At 71.8% G+C, this 17,034-nt stretch carries 13 protein-coding genes and 1 pseudogene; 6 read left to right on the top strand and 8 right to left on the bottom strand.

Going from position 1 to position 17,034, the window contains the following annotated elements; translation table 11 throughout:
* The 5 genes and pseudogenes from B7X32_RS08945 to B7X32_RS08925 all read right to left on the bottom strand — a co-directional run.
* Positions 1-337 (bottom strand): annotated as a pseudogene (locus B7X32_RS08945) (ABC transporter permease); the annotation flags it as partial.
* Positions 337-1,404 (bottom strand): methionine ABC transporter ATP-binding protein, encoded by a 1,068-nt coding sequence (locus B7X32_RS08940; RefSeq protein WP_292718665.1) that lies wholly within the window; start codon positions 1,402-1,404, stop codon positions 337-339. The gene B7X32_RS08940 and the pseudogene B7X32_RS08945, both read right to left, overlap by 1 nt.
* 124 nt (positions 1,405-1,528) lie before the next feature.
* Entirely contained in the window at positions 1,529-2,440 is a 912-nt protein-coding gene (locus tag B7X32_RS08935; protein ID WP_292718663.1) for a MetQ/NlpA family ABC transporter substrate-binding protein, read from the bottom strand.
* Positions 2,441-2,522: 82 nt separating this feature from the next.
* The gene (locus B7X32_RS08930; RefSeq protein WP_292718661.1) at positions 2,523-3,203 is read right to left on the bottom strand and encodes a VTT domain-containing protein; all 681 of its coding nucleotides are present in this window, start codon (positions 3,201-3,203) and stop codon (positions 2,523-2,525) included.
* Positions 3,204-3,309: 106 nt separating this feature from the next.
* Positions 3,310-5,145, bottom strand: a complete 1,836-nt coding sequence (locus tag B7X32_RS08925; RefSeq protein WP_292718659.1) for a Na+/H+ antiporter — start codon at positions 5,143-5,145, stop codon at positions 3,310-3,312.
* 179 nt (positions 5,146-5,324) lie between these two features.
* On the opposite strand from B7X32_RS08925, the gene B7X32_RS08920 reads away from it, so the two are divergent.
* The 3 genes from B7X32_RS08920 (at position 5,325) to B7X32_RS08910 (ending at position 10,282) form a co-directional block, all read left to right on the top strand.
* Positions 5,325-7,559: a LuxR C-terminal-related transcriptional regulator gene (locus tag B7X32_RS08920; RefSeq protein WP_292718657.1), complete on the top strand. Its 2,235-nt coding sequence runs from the start codon at positions 5,325-5,327 to the stop codon at positions 7,557-7,559.
* 132 nt (positions 7,560-7,691) lie between these two features.
* A complete protein-coding gene (locus tag B7X32_RS08915; protein WP_292718655.1) occupies positions 7,692-9,188 on the top strand; it encodes an aldehyde dehydrogenase family protein in 1,497 nt (498 codons plus the stop codon).
* Positions 9,185-10,282, top strand: a complete 1,098-nt coding sequence (locus tag B7X32_RS08910) for an NAD(P)-dependent alcohol dehydrogenase (protein WP_292718653.1) — start codon at positions 9,185-9,187, stop codon at positions 10,280-10,282. Before B7X32_RS08915 ends, B7X32_RS08910 begins: the two co-directional genes overlap by 4 nt.
* Positions 10,283-10,311: 29 nt before the next feature.
* Here the strand turns inward: B7X32_RS08910 and B7X32_RS08905 are convergent, their stop codons facing one another.
* Both B7X32_RS08905 and B7X32_RS08900 read right to left on the bottom strand, forming a co-directional pair.
* A complete protein-coding gene (locus B7X32_RS08905) occupies positions 10,312-11,247 on the bottom strand; it encodes a sugar kinase (RefSeq protein ID WP_292718651.1) in 936 nt (311 codons plus the stop codon).
* Between the two features lie 117 nt (positions 11,248-11,364).
* A complete protein-coding gene (locus tag B7X32_RS08900) occupies positions 11,365-13,182 on the bottom strand; it encodes an ABC-F family ATP-binding cassette domain-containing protein (RefSeq protein WP_292718649.1) in 1,818 nt (605 codons plus the stop codon).
* A 45-nt stretch (positions 13,183-13,227) separates the two neighbouring features.
* On the opposite strand from B7X32_RS08900, the gene zapE reads away from it, so the two are divergent.
* Entirely contained in the window at positions 13,228-14,226 is a 999-nt protein-coding gene (zapE, locus tag B7X32_RS08895; protein WP_292718647.1) for a cell division protein ZapE, read from the top strand.
* 28 nt (positions 14,227-14,254) lie between these two features.
* Here the strand turns inward: zapE and B7X32_RS08890 are convergent, their stop codons facing one another.
* Positions 14,255-15,022, bottom strand: coding sequence for a biotin--[acetyl-CoA-carboxylase] ligase (locus B7X32_RS08890; protein WP_292718645.1), 768 nt, complete (start codon positions 15,020-15,022; stop codon positions 14,255-14,257).
* Between the two features lie 127 nt (positions 15,023-15,149).
* On the opposite strand from B7X32_RS08890, the gene B7X32_RS08885 reads away from it, so the two are divergent.
* Positions 15,150-16,748, top strand: a complete 1,599-nt coding sequence (locus B7X32_RS08885; RefSeq protein WP_292718643.1) for an acyl-CoA carboxylase subunit beta — start codon at positions 15,150-15,152, stop codon at positions 16,746-16,748.
* Complete coding sequence (locus B7X32_RS08880) at positions 16,745-16,966, top strand: acyl-CoA carboxylase subunit epsilon (protein WP_105688353.1); 222 nt, start codon at positions 16,745-16,747, stop codon at positions 16,964-16,966. The genes B7X32_RS08885 and B7X32_RS08880 overlap by 4 nt, the downstream gene beginning before the upstream one ends.
* Positions 16,967-17,034: the final 68 nt, after the last annotated feature.

The raw sequence follows: 17,034 nt of genomic DNA, 5'->3' as shown, positions 1-17,034 counted from the left end.
GCTGCTCGACGATGCGGCCGATCGCGAACGACGCGGCGACGCCGATCGCGAAGGCGCCGGCGTTGATGCCGATGCCCGTGCCGATCACGATCCGGGTGAACGGCTGCAGCACGGCGATGAAGATCACGAACGGGATCGGCCGGAAGAAGTTCACCAGGAACGAGATGAGGATGCTCACCGGCCGGTTCGGCAGCAGCCCGCCGGGACGCGTGACGTACAGGCCGATGCCGATGATCGTGCCGATCACGCCCGCCATCGCGAGCGCGAACGTGGTCATGTACAGCGTCTCGAGCGCCGCCTGCCAGAAGTCCGGGAGCAGTTCGATCAGGCGATCCATCAGCGCACCTCCCCGTCCGCCGGGGTCGCACCCGCATCGGATCCGATCTCGGTGACGGTCGCGTGCTCCCGGATCCTCCGGAGCGCGGCGTCGATCGCCGCGTCCGCACCGCGGATCGCGAGTGTGAGATGGCCGAACGCGCGGCCGCGGATGTCGTTGATGCCGCCGTAGACGAGCTCGAAGGCGAGGCCGGCCTCGGCGAGATCCAGGAACACCTGGGCCTGCGAGGAGTCTCCGTCCCGGAACGAGAAGGTGACGAGCCGGCCCTCGTGGCGCGCGCCCAGCGACGCCTGCTCCGCGGGAGTGGGGATGCCCTTGATGACCGTGCCGACGAAGCGCTGCGACGCCGGGTTCCGCGGGTTCGAGAAGACCTCGAACACCTCGCCCTGCTCCACGACGCGCCCGTTCTCCATCACCGCGACCTTGGTGGCGAGGGTCTGGATCACGTCCATCTCGTGCGTGATGACGACGATCGTCACCCCCTGTTCCCGGTTCACGCGGGCGAGCAGTTCGAGCACCTCGTGCGTGGTCTGCGGATCGAGCGCGCTGGTCGCCTCGTCGGCGAGCAGGATGGCGGGCCTGGTGGCGAGGGCGCGCGCGATGCCGACGCGCTGCTTCTGCCCGCCGGACAGCTGCTCGGGGAACGCCTTGGCCTTGTCGGAGAGCCCGACGAACGCGAGCAGCTCCGTCACCCGCGCCTCGATGTCGGCCTTCGCCCAGCCCGCGAGCGCGAGCGGATAGGCGATGTTCGCCCTGACCGTCTTCGCGGAGAACAGGTTGAACTGCTGGAAGATCATGCCGATGCCGCTGCGCACGCGGCGGAGCTCTCGCTCGCTGAGCGTCGCGAGGTCGACGCCGTCCACGACCAGGCGCCCGCTCGTCGTCGGCTCCAGCGCGTTGATCAGCCGCACCAGCGTGGACTTCCCGGCCCCGGAGTAGCCGATGATCCCGAAGACGTCGCCCTGGGCGATGTCGAGGGACACGTCGTCGACGGCGATCACGGGGGCGCCGTCCCGGGCGGTGGGCGGATAGGTCTTGGTGACGCCCTGCAGGCTCACGATCGGCATGGGTTCTCCGGTTCGGTTCTGCGTCACGGGGTTCTCGCGACGCGGAACCGGGCGACGCGGTTCTGCGTCGCCCGGTCCTGTCGTGCGCGGCGGGGTCCGTCCCGCCGCGGCCGGCCCTGAGGCCTCAGTTCTTGTGCGCCTTGACGTCCGACTCGACCTTCGCCTGCACCTTCTGCAGATCAGCGGCCGAGAGGACGGTCGGCACCCCGATGTCGCCGGAGGCCTTCTTGAGCCCCGCCTGCACGGCCGGGTCCTTCTGGAAGATCTCGACGAGCTTCAGGTAGGTGGGGTTGTCCTTGTCCTTCGCCCGCGCGGCGAAGATGTTCACGTAGGGCTGCGCGCTCGCATCCTTCGCATCGTCCTGCGCAAGGGCGTCGGCGAAGGTGAGCCCCGCGTCCTTGACGAAGTCGTTGTTGATGATCGCGGCGTCGACGTCCGGCAGGGAGGTGGGGATCAGCGCGGCCTCGAGCGGCGTGACCTTGACCTTGGAGGCCGCGGTGTCGACGTCGGCGATGTCGGACAGCGCGGTGCCGCCCGACTTCAGCTTCACGAGGCCGGCCGACTGCAGCACGAGCAGGGCGCGCGCCTGGTTCGAGGCGTCGTCGGGGACGGCGACCGTCCCTCCGGACGGGATCTCCTTCACGCTCTTGTGCTTCTTCGAGTAGAGGCCCAGCGGATAGATCGCGGTCGATCCGATCGCCTGCAGGTCCTTGCCGGACTTCACGTTGTACTGCGCGAGGTACACGATGTGCTGGAACTCGTTGAGGTCGAGCTCGCCCTCGGCGAGCGCGGGGTTCGGCTGCTCGTAGGAGCCGAAGTCCACCAGATCGACGGTGATGCCCTCCTTCTTGGCGGCCTCGACGAAGGCGGGCCACTGCGGGTCGCTCTTGCCGACGACGCCGACCTTGACGGTCTTGCCGGACTCGGAGGTCGGGTCGGATCCGGCGCCCGATGCGGACGAGCAGCCGACGAGGGAGACGACGAGCGCGGCGGCCGCGGTGGCGGCGGCGAGCGCGGTGGTGAGCGTGCGGGACATGGCTGTGAGTTCCTCTCTTGGGGGGACTCGACCACGCTACGAGGGGCTCGGAGCGCCCTCCGAATCGACCCGTCACACGGCGTCACAGCTCCGTGCCGGCACCCGTCCTCACGAGCTCGTGCTCGTGCTCGAGCTCGGCGCCGGGTGCCGGCGCCGCCGCACGCCCGCCCCTGGCCCGCCGGACGAGCCGTGCCCCGAGATCGATCAGCACCCCGATCACGATCGACAGCACGACGCCGACCACGGCCGCGAGCAGGGGCGAGTGCCCGAGCCAGGCGGAGGCGACGGATGCGATCAGCGCGCTGAGCGCGACCCAGCAGACGGCGGCGACGAGCGACAGCGGAAGGAAGCGGCGGTACGGCAGCCTGGTCGCCCCCGCGGTCATGTTCACCGCGACCCGCCCGACCGGGATGTAGCGCGCGACCAGCAGGTACACGGCCGGGCGCGCGGCGAGGCGCTCCCCCGCCCAGTCGAACGCGACGCGCACGCGGGGGCGGCGCATCCAGGCCCACCGCCGGGTGCCCACGCGACGGCCGATCGCATACGCCGCGCTGTCGCCGGCCGCCGCGCCCACGCCGGCCGCCAGGAGGACCAGCAGCGCCGTCGGCGTCGCAGCAGGCCCCGTCGCGAAGGCCAGCGAGAGGGCGCCGACGACCACCGTCTCACTCGGCACGGGCGGGAAGAATCCGTCCAGGAAGCAGAACAGCAGGATCAGGAGCGGCGCCCACGGCGTGAGGAGGAAGGAGCTCAGGAGGTCGGCCATGCCCTCACGGTAGGTCGCGCAGGCATCGCGTCGCGTCCCTCTGCAGAGTGAACCTCGCCCGCGGTCGTGCTACCGGAGTAGGACGGTCGGGAGCAGCACGCCGCCGTCAGTCCAGGTCCTCGAGCCCCTGCAGGCGGAGCTGCTCGAGGTCGAGCCGCGCGGAGATCCGTCGCACGACGAGATCGTCGACCGTCCCCGAGCGGCGCAGGCCCAGCAGCACTTCGCGCTTGCGGTCCAGCAGCGCCAGCTTGAGCCGCGTGAACTCCTCGTGGCGCACCAGCGGCGAGCGCTGCAGCAGGTCGACGTCCTCCGAGGTCGCGATCATCTGCAGCGTCGCACCCTCGATGAGCGTGCGGCGCGGAGCGGATCCGCCCGCCGCCCCCTGCCCGTCCGTCTCGATCGGCTCGCCGCCGATGCCGTCGGATCCGATGCCGCCGGACGAGATCCCCTCGGATCCGGAGGCGTCCGCTTCCGGCTCGGTCCCCGCCGCGAGCGGGTCCGGCTGGCCGAGCATCTCGTCGAGCGCTTTGACCTCCGCGTCCACGAGCGCCTGCTCGCGGGCGAGCGTGCGCGCATTCGTGTACTCGAGCATCTGGTAGCCCTCGAACCGGATCCGGTCGCGGACGTCGTCGCTGATCTCGTGCTGCACCGCGAGGTCGTCCAGCGCGGAGAGCGCCGCCCCCGAGATCGTGCGCTCGGCGAGCTCGTACTCCTCGACCTCGCCCTGGTCGGCGGGGATCCGCGCCCAGCGCACGATCGCCGGCAGGAGCGTGCCCTGCACGAGCAGGCTCAGCAGGATGACGCCGGCCGTCACGAACACGATCTCGTCGCGGCCGTCCACCGCTCCCCCGGCGACGGTGCCCGCGGGCACCGACAGCGCGATCGCGAGCGACACCGCCCCGCGCATGCCCGCGAACGTGCTCAGCACGCGCGAGCGCGCCCTGACGCCCTGGGGCGGCCGGGGTCCCGTGCGCTGGTAGAACGGCACGCTGAGCAGCTGGAACAGGTAGCGCACGACCAGGAGCGCGACCCAGACCGCGAGCGTGACGAGCACCAGGCGTCCGATGGCGCCGGCCGAGATCTGGTGCACGACGTACTGCACCTCGAGTCCGATCAGCACGAACAGGGCGCCGTTGAGCAGGAACACCCCGAACGGCCACGCGGACTCCGCCTGCCGTCGGGACTGCGCCGTGGTCACGGTCGGCGACACGTACGCGATGATCACGCCCGCGACGACGACGGCGAGAACGCCCGACGCGGTGATGAGCTCGGCGAGCAGGAACGCGACGAACGGGACCAGGAGCAGGGTCGTGTTGATCACGATCGTCGAGGACACCGCGCGCAGCAGCAGGAACGCGAGGGCGGCGACGGCCACACCGGCCGCGATGCCGCCGAGGTAGGAGACGACGACCGACCAGGTGACGCTCAGCGGGGTGACGTGCCCGCCGACCGCGAGGGAGATCCCGATCGCGTACAGCACGAGCGCCGTGCCGTCGTTCGTGAGGCTCTCGGCCTTGAGCTTCATGAACATGCGCCGCGGCAGCAGTCTGCCGAGGGCGGCGACCGCGGTCGCGTCGGGCGGCGCGACGGCCGCGCCGAGGATCAGGGCGGTCTCCCACGGCAGCCCGAACAGCAGCCCGATGCCGGCGACGGCGAACGCGGAGGCCACGACGAGCAGCGTGCTCATCGGCAGGATGTAGCGGAAGTCGCGGCGGATCGCCCGCAGCGAGGTGGTCAGGCTCTCCCAGAACAGCATCACCGGCAGGAACAGCAGCAGCACCGTCTCCGGCGGCAGCTGGATCTCGCGGAGGGCCGGCACGAATCCCAGCGCGAGGCCGATGATGACGAGCACGAGCGGCAGCGCGAGCCGGAGCCGCGGTGCGAGCAGGGCGCCCGTGAGGATCGTGAGCCCCAGCAGGACGGTGACTTCGAGACCTTCCATGCGCGGCCTCCTCTCGTCTCGCATGCGGACCGCGAGTGCCGTCCGCCCAGAGCACAGCACCGCGTAGGACCACGGTATTCCCGGGTGGCGGTCCGTCGCCATCGATGTCTCCTGATCCGCGGCATCGAGATCCGCTTTCCGGGACGCCGTGCAATAATCCCAGCCACGATGGGGACGGCATGATCAGGGAACCGCGCAGTGCGTTCGTGGGGCGGGGGCGGGAGCTTGACGCGCTCTCCGCGCTGCTGCGCGACGAGCGCCTCGTCACGCTCACCGGCGTCGGCGGCGCCGGCAAGACGCGTCTGGCGATCCGGGCGGCGAACGCCCGCGCCGAGACGACCGGAGATCCCGTCTGGTTCGTCCCGCTCGACGGCGTCCAGGATCCGCGGCGGCTCGCGCTCGCGGTGGCCCGTGCGCTCCCCCTGGGCGAGCAGTCCGTGCGGGATCCCCGCGCGTTCGTCGTCGATGTGCTCGGCGAGGCCCCCTCCCTCCTCGTGCTGGACAACTGCGAGCACCTCGTCGACGCGGTGGCCGCGATGGTCGACGAGCTGCTGGACGCGGTGCCGCGGCTGAGGATCGTGGCGACGAGCAGACGACGTCTGGAGCTGGACGGGGAGAACGTCTTCGCGGTGCCGCCGCTGGAGGTCGAGGCCGCGGCCGGAGACGTCTCGGAGGCCGTCGCGCTGCTCACCGCCCGCGCCCGCGCGGCGGACTCCTCCTTCGTGCTGCGCGCAGAGGAGGCCCCGATCGCGGCGGAGATCTGCCGCACCCTCGACGGCCTTCCGCTCGCGATCGAGCTCGCGGCGAGCAGGCTGCTCACGCTCTCGCCCGCGGATCTCGCCGCCCGCCTGTCGTCGCGCTTCACCCTGCTGCGCGGATCCTCCCGATCCTCGGTCGCCCGCCAGCGCACGCTTCGCGCGGTCGTCGACTGGAGCCACGACCTCTGCTCCCCGCCGCAGCGCGCGCTGTGGGCCGCGGTGAGCACCTTCTCCGGGCCCTTCGACCTCCCCGCCGCCGCCGCGGTGGCGGGCGAGCGGGAGGAGGCCATCCTCGATCTGCTCGACGAACTGGTGGCGCAGTCCCTCGTGGAGGCGGATCGCGACACCGGGAGGTTCCGCCTGCTGGAGACGATCCGCGGCTACGGGCGGGAGCGCGCCGAGGAGTGCGGAGCGCGGCCGGTGCTCGTCCGCCGCCACCTCGCGCACTGCGCCCGCACGGCCGCCGAGGCGAACCGGCTCTGGTACGGACCGCGGCAGGCCGAGCTCGTCGCCGCTCTGCGCGCGGATCGCGCAGAGCTGCAGGCGGCGCTGTGGGCGGCCGCGGTGCTCGACACCGCCGCCGCCCTCGGCCTGTTCACCGACCTCCGCTACCACTGGGGCGTCGGCGGATACCTGCTCGAGGGGCGCGCCTGGGCCGCACGGCTGCTCGCGCTGCCCGATGCGGCGCCCGCTCAGCGCGTGCCGGCTCTGCTCACGGCGACCTGGCTGAGCCTGCTGCAGGGCGACCTCGCGGAGGCGCGGATCCGTCTCGATGAGGCGGCCGGCCTGTCCACGGCCCTCCCCGCGGACGTCCGGTCGCGGACCGAGATCGAGCGTCACCGCTGGAGCGGCACGCTCGCCCTCTTCTCGGGCGATCCGGCGCAGGCGCGCGCGGAGTTCGCGCACTCGATCCGGCTCGCGGTCGACGCGGGGCTCCCGGAGGAGGCGATGTTCGCGCAGTTCCAGCTGACGACGGCGATGAGCCACCTCGGACTGCCCGATGCGGCGCTTCCCGCCGCATCGGCGGAGCGCCACGCGGCCGCGATCGGAGAGCGCTGGATGCGTTCCCTCGCCCTTTGGGCGCGAGCGCTGGCCTCGTTCACCGACGGAGCGCTCGACGATGCCGAGAGCATCGCCACGCAGGCGCTCGCGGTCGATACCGGGATCGACGATCCGGCGGGCGACTGCCTGGTGCTGGAGCTGCTGGCCTGGATCGATGCCGCGCGCTCTCGGGCCGATCACGCGGCCGTGCTGCTGGGCGCCGCACGGAGCCGGTGGCGGCGGATCGGATCCGGCATCGAGGTGCACGGCCCGCAGATGACGGCCCATCACGACCGCTGCGTGGAGACCGTGCGCGCTCGTCTCGGGCGGCGCGCCTTCGAGCGCCTCGCCGCCGTCGGAGAGCGCCTCTCCCCCGCGGAGGCGGCGTCCTTCGACGACGACGCACGGCGCGCGCCGACTCTGAGCGACCGCGAGCGCGAGGTCGCCGCGGGCGTCCACGCCGGGCTGAGCAACCGCGGGATCGCCGAGCGCCTCGTGCTCTCGGTGCGCACCGTCGACACGCATGTGCAGCGCATCTTCGCGAAGCTCGGGGTCTCCTCCCGCGCGCAGATCGCGGCGTGGTTCGAGGCGGACTCCGCCGACTCGAATCGGTAATCCTACGGATACCAGCGTGCAGGGCGCTCCCGCAGACTGACCCGGACGACGCCGCTGCGTGGCGCTCCGCCGCTCCGCGGCCGGGCCTGCACCCCGTCGTCGACCCGCATCTCGACGAGGAGAGGACTGATCATGACGATCGCAGAAGAGGCGCCCGTCGCCGCGCACCCGGCCTTCGCGCCAGGACGGCTGTTCATCGGAGGGTCATGGCGAGAGGCGTCCGACGGCGGCCGGATGGACATCCTCGCGCCCGCGACCGGACGGAAGCTCACCGATGTCGCACGGGCCACGACGCAGGACGTCGACGACGCGGTCGCGGCCGCCCGCGCCGCGTTCGACTCCGGGGTGTGGTCCGGACTCTCCAGCCGGGAGCGCGCGCGCATCCTGCAGCGCGCGCACGACCTGCTGCGGGAGCGAGCGGAGGAGCTCGCCCAGGCAGAGAGCGCGAACGCCGGAAAGCCGATCACGTTCGCGCGGATCGTGGACGTCAACAACGCCGCGGAGCTGTACGAGTACTACGCGGCGCTGGGGCACCACCTCGACGGCGAGGTCAGGGAGATCCCCTCTCACGCGCACGCCTACGTGAAGAAGGAGCCCTACGGCGTCGTCGCGGCGATCACGCCCTTCAACTTCCCGCTGATCCTGTCGAGCTCCAAGATCGCCCCGGCCCTGCTCGCGGGCAACACGATCGTGCACAAGCCGGCGAGCGACACTCCGCTGAGCGCCCTGATCGTGGCCGACGTGCTGCAGCAGGCCGGCGTGCCGGACGGCGTGTTCAACGTCGTCACGGGTCCCGGCTCGACGCTCGGCGACCACCTGGTCGGGCACCCGGGGATCGACAAGGTCGCCTTCACCGGATCGACCGAGGTCGGCGCCCGCGCCGCGGCGCTCGCGGGGAGGTCGCTCACGCCGTTCACCGCCGAGCTGGGCGGCAACGCCGCCGACATCCTGTTCGCCGATGCCGATCTGGACACCGCGATCGGGACGGTCATCTCCGCCTTCGTCTTCAACAGCGGCCAGTTCTGCATGGCGGGACCCCGTCTCCTGGTGGAGCGGCCGATCTACGAGGTCGTGCTCGGCATCCTCGCCGACGCCGTGCCGCAGGTCCCGTTCGGGGACATCTCGGATCCGGCCACGGTGATCGGCCCGCTCGCGAGCCGCGGCCAGCTGGAGAAGGTCGCTGGCATCGTCGACCGCGCGAGGGCCGCGGGCGCACGCGTGGTCACGGGCGGCGAGCGGGTCGACCTCGGCGGCGGCTTCTACTACGCGCCCACCGTGCTCGCAGACCTCGACCCCGCCGCGGAGGCCGTCGTCGAGGAGATCTTCGGCCCCGTCCTGACGGTGCAGCCCTTCGACACCGAGGACGAGGCGGTCGCGCTCGCCAACGGCACGAGGTACGGGCTGGCCAGCGGCATCCAGACCTCGGATCTCGCACGGGCGCACCGGGTCGCCGCGCGCCTGCAGGCCGGCATCACCTGGGTCAACGGCTGGGCGATCCTCGACCCCGCGATCCCGTTCGGCGGCGTCAAGGCCTCGGGGTGGGGCCGCGAAGGCGGGCCAGAGGCCATGGCCTCGTATCAGCGGTCGCACTCGATCGTCATCGGCCTCGGCACGGAGGACCCGCGGTGACCGCGGGTCGCGCCGCCGTCCTGGAGGCGGGCGGATTCACGGTCTCGGACGTCGACTACGGCGACCCCGGCCGGGACGAGGTGCTCGTGCGACTGGTCGCGAGCGGGCTGTGCCACACGGATCTCGCGGTCCTGGCGGGTGGGATCCCCTTCCCTGCGCCCGGCATCATCGGACACGAGGGCGCGGGCGTCGTCGAGAGGGTCGGGCCGGGGGTGACCGAGGTCGCACCGGGCGACAAGGTCCTGCTCAGCTTCACGTCCTGCGGCGACTGCCCGGCCTGCACCGCGGACCACCCCGCGTATTGCGAGACCTGGCTGCCGCGGAACCTGCTCGGAGCGCTCCGCGCGGACGACACGGGAACCATCACCCGCGACGGACGGCCCCTCGCGGGCCACTTCTTCGGCCAGTCCTCGTTCGGCACCCACGCCATCGCCGACCGGCGCTCGCTCGTGAAGGTCGCCCCGGACGCGGACCTCACCGCCCTCGCCCCGCTCGGCTGCGGCGTGCTCACCGGCTTCGGCTCGATGTGGAACGTGCTCGACCCGGGCCCGGAGGATGTCGTCGCCGTGTACGGAGCCGGTGCGGTGGGCCTGTCCGGGCTGATCGCGGCGTCCCTGCGCGCACCCGCCCGGCTCATCGCGGTCGACCTCGTCGCCGAACGGCTGGATCTCGCCCGCGAGCTCGGCGCGACCCATGCGATCGACGCGGGGGCAGAGGACGTCGCGGCGCGCCTCGCGGAGATCACGGCGGGGCACGGCGTCGATCTGAGCTTCGACACGACGGGGAACCCCGGCGTCGCCCGCGCCGCGCTCGACGCCGCGGCGATCCGCGGCACGGTGCTGGTGTGCGGCGCGCCGCCGCCCGGAACCGAGATCGCCGTCGACATCCAGGGGATCCTCGCCGGCAAGGTGCTGCGCGGCGTCACGATGGGCGATGCCCGGCCGCAGCAGCTGATCCCCCAGCTCGTCGCGCTGCACGCCGCAGGCCGGCTCCCGCTGGAGCGGCTGGAACGGGCCTACGAGCTCGACGAGATCGCGCGAGCCGCCGAGGACATGCACCGCGGCCGCACGGTCAAACCGGTGATCGTGTTCTGAGGTCTCGGCGCCGAGGAGCGCCCGAGAGGTCAGCGCGTCGCGTCGGAGAGCGCGGAGTCCGCGCCCCGCGGCGCCGTGGGAGGGGCGCTGTCGCTCGTCGACTGGAGCACCAGGTGCGCCCGCTCATGCCCGCTCCGCAGGCACTCCTGCACGCTCCGCCCGCGCAGGAGGCCGGCGAGGTAGCCGCCGGCGAACGCATCGCCCGCGCCGACGGGCTCGACGACCTCGGTCGGGATCGCGGGCACGAAGATCGGGCCCTGTGCGGAGAACTCGGTGGCGCCGACATCGCCGTCCTTGACGATCAGCCGTGCCGGTGCGGGGAGGAGCTCGCGCACGTCCTCCGCGGTCCGGCAGCCCCAGAGCGTCTCCGCCTCGTCGCGTCCCACGAAGACGATGTCCGCGCGGAGCGACAGCTCGCGCAGGATCGGGGCCGCCTCGGCGACCGGCCACAGCCCGTTCCGGTGGTTGACGTCGAAGCTGAGCAGCGCGCTGCTCGCGGCGACGCGCTCGAACACCGCGTCGATCATCGCCGCGCAGTCGTCCGAGAGCGCGGGGGTGATCCCCGAGACGTGCACGACCGCCGCATCCTCGAGCGGGACCGACGCGATCGACGCGGGCGACATCCTCGAGGCGGCGGACCCGGCACGGTAGTAGCTGACGCCCCGACCCGGATCCTTGAAGAAGACCCCGGTGGGCGCGGTCTCATCGAACGACACCCAGCGGGTGTCGATGCCCTGCGCCGCGATCTCGCGGTGCACCCGGTGCCCGAGCACGTCGTCTCCGAGCGCGCTCGCCCACGCCGCCGTGCCGCCGAGCGCTGCCACGTGTCCTGCGACGTTGGATTCGGCGCCGCCGACGCGGAGCCGGAAGCTCTCCGCGTCGAGGAGCGACTCCGCCCGGCTCGGTGTGACCAGCGCCATGGTCTCGCCGATCGCGATGAGAGCGGGAACGTCTGCAGATGCCATTCCGGCATTCTCTCCCACGGATCACTCCTGACGCAACATGCGTTGCATTAGACGCAACCCGAGTCGGCTCACGACGAAACCACCCCTCCGGGGGGCGATCCGCGGAACCCTCCGCGCTCAGCCCAGCTGCTCGGTGAGTTCGAACCAGCGCAGCTCGAGCTCCTCGACCTCGGCCTCCCGGGCGGAGATCTCCTTCATCTTCTCGCCGAGGCCCGCATAGTCGGACTGATCGTGGTCGGCGAGGCCGTGCTTGGCGCGATCGATCTGCTCGGCGAGCTTCTGCATCCGGCGCTCGAGCGCGGTCAGCTCCTTCTCGGCTGTGCGACGATCGGCGCCGCTCAGGGCGGACTCGGCAGCCGGCGCGGAGGCGGATCCCGCCGCGGCCCCCTTCTGGTTCGCCTGCTCGAGCGCCCGCAGACGCAGGTACTCGTCCACCCCGCCCGGCAGGTGACGCAGACGCCGATCCAGGATCGCGTACTGCTGGTCGGTCACCCGCTCCAGGAAGTAGCGGTCGTGGCTCACGACGAGAAGGGTGCCGGGCCAGGAGTCGAGGAGATCCTCGATCGCCGCCAGCATGTCGGTGTCCATGTCGTTCGTGGGCTCGTCGAGGATCATCACGTTGGGCTGCTCCAGCAGCACGAGCAGCAGCTGCAGCCGGCGCTGCTGGCCACCGGAGAGGTCCTTGACGGGCGTGGAGAGCTGCGCCGAGGAGAAGCCGAGCCTCTCCAGCAGCTGCCCTGGCGTGAGCTCTGCCGCCTTGGATCCGGTCCCGAACGTGTAGGTCGTGCGCAGCCGTCCGATCACGACGCGCACCGGCTCGTCCCAGACGTCCTGCAGCTCGTCCAGGCGCTGGGTGAGCGTGCGGACCTGCACGGTCTTGCCGTGCTTGACCCTGCCGCTGGTGGGCGCCAGGGTTCCGGCCACGAGGCCGAGCAGGGTCGACTTGCCGGCGCCGTTGACGCCGAGGATGCCGGTGCGCTCCCCCGGCGCGATCCGCCACTCGACGTCGCGCAGCACTTCGCGCTCCGGAGTGGATGCCGAGGCGGGGAAGGTCACGCCGGCGTCGATGAGATCGACGACGTCCTTGCCGAGCCGCGAGACGGCGAGCGACTGCAGCGCGATGCGGTCGCGGATCTCCGGCACGTCGGAGATGAGCTCGTTCGCCGCATCGATGCGGAACTTCGGCTTCGAGGTGCGGGCGGGGGCGCCGCGGCGCAGCCAGGCGAGCTCCTTGCGCGCGAGGTTCTGCCGCTTCGCCTCACTCGCCGCGGCCATCCGGTCGCGCTCGACGCGCTGCAGGATGTAGGCCGCGTAGCCGCCCTCGAAGGGCTCGACGATCCGGTCGTGCACCTCCCAGGTCTCGGTGCACACCTCGTCCAGGAACCAGCGGTCGTGCGTCACGACCATGAGCGCTCCCTGGCTCGCCGGCCAGCGCCTCTTCAAGTGCTCCGCAAGCCAGCCGATGGCCTCCACGTCGAGGTGGTTGGTGGGCTCGTCGAGCGCGACGATGTCCCAGTCCCCGACGAGCAGCTTCGCGAGCGAGACCCGGCGGCGCTGGCCGCCGGAGAGATCGGTGACGGAGGCGTTCCAGTCCAGGTCGCTCACGAGGCCGTCGATCACGTCGCGGACCTTCGGATCCCCGGCCCACTCGTGCTCCGGGATGTCGCCGACGATCGCCCCGCCGACAGTGAGCGCGTCGTCGAGCACGTCCGCCTGATCGAGCACCCCGATCGTGGTTCCGCCGCGCACGGTCACGCGTCCGGCATCGGGTTCGAGCCGGCCGGCGAGCATCGCGAGCAGGCTGGACTTGCCGTCGCCGTTGCGGCCGACGATGCCGATCCGGTCCCCCTCTTCGATGCCGAGGGTGACGGAATCGAAGACGATCCGGGTGGGGAACTCGAGATGGAGGCCTTCGGCCCCGAGGAGATGTGCCATGTCGGATCCAGGGTAGTCCGGCACGCCCCTCGCTACGCTCGGAGCATGACCGCCCTCCCGGATGCCGTGACGGACGGGACCGTCGCCGCCCACCCGCTGACGGCCGCCGGCACGCCGCTCACGACGCACCTGCCGGACGGGATCCTGCTGGACGCCGCGCAGCGCTCCGCCGCTGCCGCGCTCGGCGCCCCGCACCGCCACGGCGCCTATCTGTGGGGCGCGGTCGGACGAGGCAAGTCGCTCCTCGCCGAGGCCTACTTCGAAGCGCTGCCCACGCGGCGCAAGCGGCGCGTGCATTTCCACGACTTCTTCCTCGAGCTGCAGGGCTCGCTCGGAACCCGGCGCACGCCGCTCGACCGTGCGGTGACGCGCCTCGTCGGCGGCTCCCGGGCGATCCTCTTCGACGAGTTCCACGTGCACGACGTGGCGGACGCGGTCTACCTGACCACGACGCTGCGCCACCTCATCGAGCACGACGTCCTGCTGATCGCGACGTCGAACGATGCACCGGACGAGCTCATGCCGGGCCTGTGGCACGAGCACTTCGTGCCGGCGATCCGGCTCATCGAGCAGCATCTCGACCTGATCGAGATCGCGGACGGCGAGGACTATCGCGGCGTCGCCCCCGAGCTCCGCCCCACCACAGGGTTCACGGCCGGTTCCTGGGTTCTCGGAGCCGCCCGAGAGTCCCTGCCCGCGATCGACCTCACGACCGACGCCGGCATCGCCCTCACCGTGCGCGAGCGGTCACAGGGACGGATCGCCGCGACCTTCGACGACCTCTGCGGCGCGCCGCTCGCCACTCCGCAGTACCTCTGGCTCGCGGAGCAGGCCGCGGCGCTCACGATCCTCGACGTCCCTGATCTGCGCACGGTGCATCGCGAAGCCCTGCTGAGGTTCTGCCACCTGATCGACGTGCTCTACGACCGCGACGTGCGCGTCGACGTGCACGCCCGCGCCCCGATCGCGCGTCCGGTCGCCGCGGGAGTGCCCGCGCGCTCTCTGGAGCGCGCCCTCAGCCGCATCTCCGCGCTGCGGCACTGACCGGGGCTGCGGCCGACCGACGCGGCGCTCAGGCGAGCCGCAGGTGCACGATGTCGCCGGCGGCGATGCGGTGCTCGGCGCCCTCGGCGCGGACGATCAGGCAGCCGTCCGCGCCGAGACCGGACGCCTCGCCGACCAGATCGGCGCCGCCGGGGAGCATCACGCGCACCGTCCGGCCGAGCGTGAGGCAGCGCGCGGCGACGGCATCGCGCAGCCCGCTCGCGACGGCCGAGCCGTGCTCGGAGAGGCCTTCGATCCACCCGTCCAGCCGGGCAAGGTAGCCGGCGACGAGCAGATCCAGGTCGGCCTGCGCGCCCTCCACGGCGAACGAGGTCGCGGTCTCGACCGGCAGCTGCTCGGCCGTCATCGCGGTGTTGACGCCCGATCCGACGATGACGACGTCCGATCCCGTCGCTTCGGCGAGGATGCCGCAGATCTTGCGATCGCCCACCAGCACGTCGTTCGGCCACTTCACGCCCACGCTCCGCTCCGGAAGCTGAGCGGCGATCGCGTCGGCCATCGCGAGGCCCGCGGCGAGCGGGATCCAGCCGCGTTCGGCGACGGGGACCCGCGGCACCCGCAGCAGCACCGACAGCGCCAGTGCGGATCCGGCCGGCGCGGTCCACACCCGGTCCAGGCGGCCACGACCCGCGACCTGGTCCTCGGTGAGGATCGCGGACAGGTGCGGCCAGCCGTCCTCGTCGCCCGCATGCGCGCGCAGATCGGCGTTCGTGGATCCGGTGGAGGCGACGATCTCGAGGCGCGCGGCGGCCGCGGCGCTGTGCGGGAAGCTCATCCGGTCACCCTATCCGCGGGGCCGGCGACGCCCGCGGACGCCCCGAGGGGATCGGAGGGTCCGCACAGAGGATCCCGCTCCGGTGTTGTGCCTCTCATCCAACGGACCCCCGGGCCCCGGCGCTAATGTGGAAAGCGTGACGGACACCCCTGACCTCTACACGACCGCCGGCAAGATCGCCGACCTCCGCGCCCGCTACGACGAGGCCGTCGTCGCGGCCGAGGCGAAGGCCAAGGAGAAGCAGCACGCCAAGGGCAAGATGACCGCCCGCGAGCGCATCGAGCTTCTGGTGGATCCGGGCAGCTTCGTCGAGTTCGACGAGTACGTGCGGCACCGCACGAGCGCCTTCGGCATGGACAAGAACCGACCATACGGCGACTCCGTCGTCACCGGCGTCGGCACCATCAACGGTCGCACCATCGCGGTCTACTCGCAGGACTTCACGACCTTCGGCGGCTCGCTCGGAGAGGTCTCCGGCGACAAGATCATCAAGATCATGGAGTTCGCGCTGCGCAGCGGCGTGCCCATCATCGGCATCCTCGACTCGGGCGGCGCCCGGATCCAGGAGGGCGTGCTCGCGCTCAGCAAGTACGGCGAGATCTTCCGCGCGAACACCCGCTCCTCCGGCGTGATCCCGCAGATCTCGATCATCATGGGCCCGGCCGCGGGCGGCGCCGTGTACGGCCCCGCGCTGACCGACTTCGTGATCATGGTCGACAAGACCAGCCAGATGTTCGTGACCGGCCCCGACGTCATCAAGACCGTCACCGGCGAGGACGTCGGCATGGAGGAGCTCGGCGGCGCCTACACGCACAACACCCGCTCGGGCGTCGCGCACTACCTCGCCGAGGACGAGGACGACGCGATCGACTACGCGCGGACGCTCCTCGGGTTCCTGCCGGACAACAACATGGCGGAGCTGCCGTCCTACTCGAACGACTTCGAGTTCGAGACGACCGACGCGGATCGCACGCTCAACACGCTGATCCCGGACTCCGCGAACCAGCCCTACGACATCCACACCGTCATCGAGCGCGTCGTCGACGACGGCGAGTTCCTCGAGGTGCAGCCGCTGTTCGCCCCGAACATCGTGATCGGCTTCGGCCGCGTCGAGGGCCGCTCCGTCGGCATCATCGCCAACCAGCCCTCGCAGATGGCCGGAACCCTGAACATCGAGGCCGGAGAGAAGGCCAGCCGGTTCGTGCGCTTCTGCGACGCCTTCTCGATCCCGATCGTCACGCTCGTGGACGTGCCGGGATACCTGCCCGGCACCGACCAGGAGTGGACCGGCGTGATCCGCCGCGGCGCCAAGCTCATCTACGCCTACGCCGAGGCCACGGTGCCCCTCGTGACCGTGATCCTGCGCAAGGCCTACGGCGGCGCCTACATCGTCATGGGCTCCAAGCAGCTCGGGGCGGACGTGAACCTCGCCTGGCCCACGGCGGAGATCGCCGTCATGGGCGGCCAGGGCGCCGTGAACATCCTCTACCGCGGCGAGATCAAGCGTGCGGAGGAGGCCGGCGAGGACGTCGCCGCCGTCCGCACCCGGCTCGCCAACGAGTACACGTACAACGTGACCAGCCCGTTCCTGGCCGCAGAGCGCGGCGAGATCGACGGCGTCATCGAGCCGGCCAACACGCGCGTCTCGATCGCGAAGGCGCTGCGGGCGCTGCGCGGCAAGCGCGCTGAGCTGCCCCCGAAGAAGCACGGGAACATCCCGCTGTGAGCGCGGAGGACGACGGGGCGGTCGAGATCCAGGTGCTGCGCGGCTCCGCCACCGAGGAGGAGCTCGCGGCGCTCATCGCCGTGCTCTCCGAGGCCTTCGTGGCCGAGGAGGCGGATGCCGTGGCCGCAGAGAAGCCGGTCTCGGCCTGGGGCCGCACACAGCGCGCCCTCAGGGCGCCGCTGCGGCGCGACATCCCCTGGGGACGCTTCTCCGGCTGACGGCGCCCCTGCGCAGGAGGCCGGGCTTCTAGGGGCCCTCCGACGGGAATTTCACCTCCGTCTGAATT

The sequence above is a fragment of the Microbacterium sp. 13-71-7 genome (genome assembly GCF_002257455.1).
GTDB lineage: Bacteria > Actinomycetota > Actinomycetes > Actinomycetales > Microbacteriaceae > Microbacterium.
Note: the sequence above shows the minus strand (reverse complement) of the source record. Positions and strands in the feature narration are given on the sequence as shown.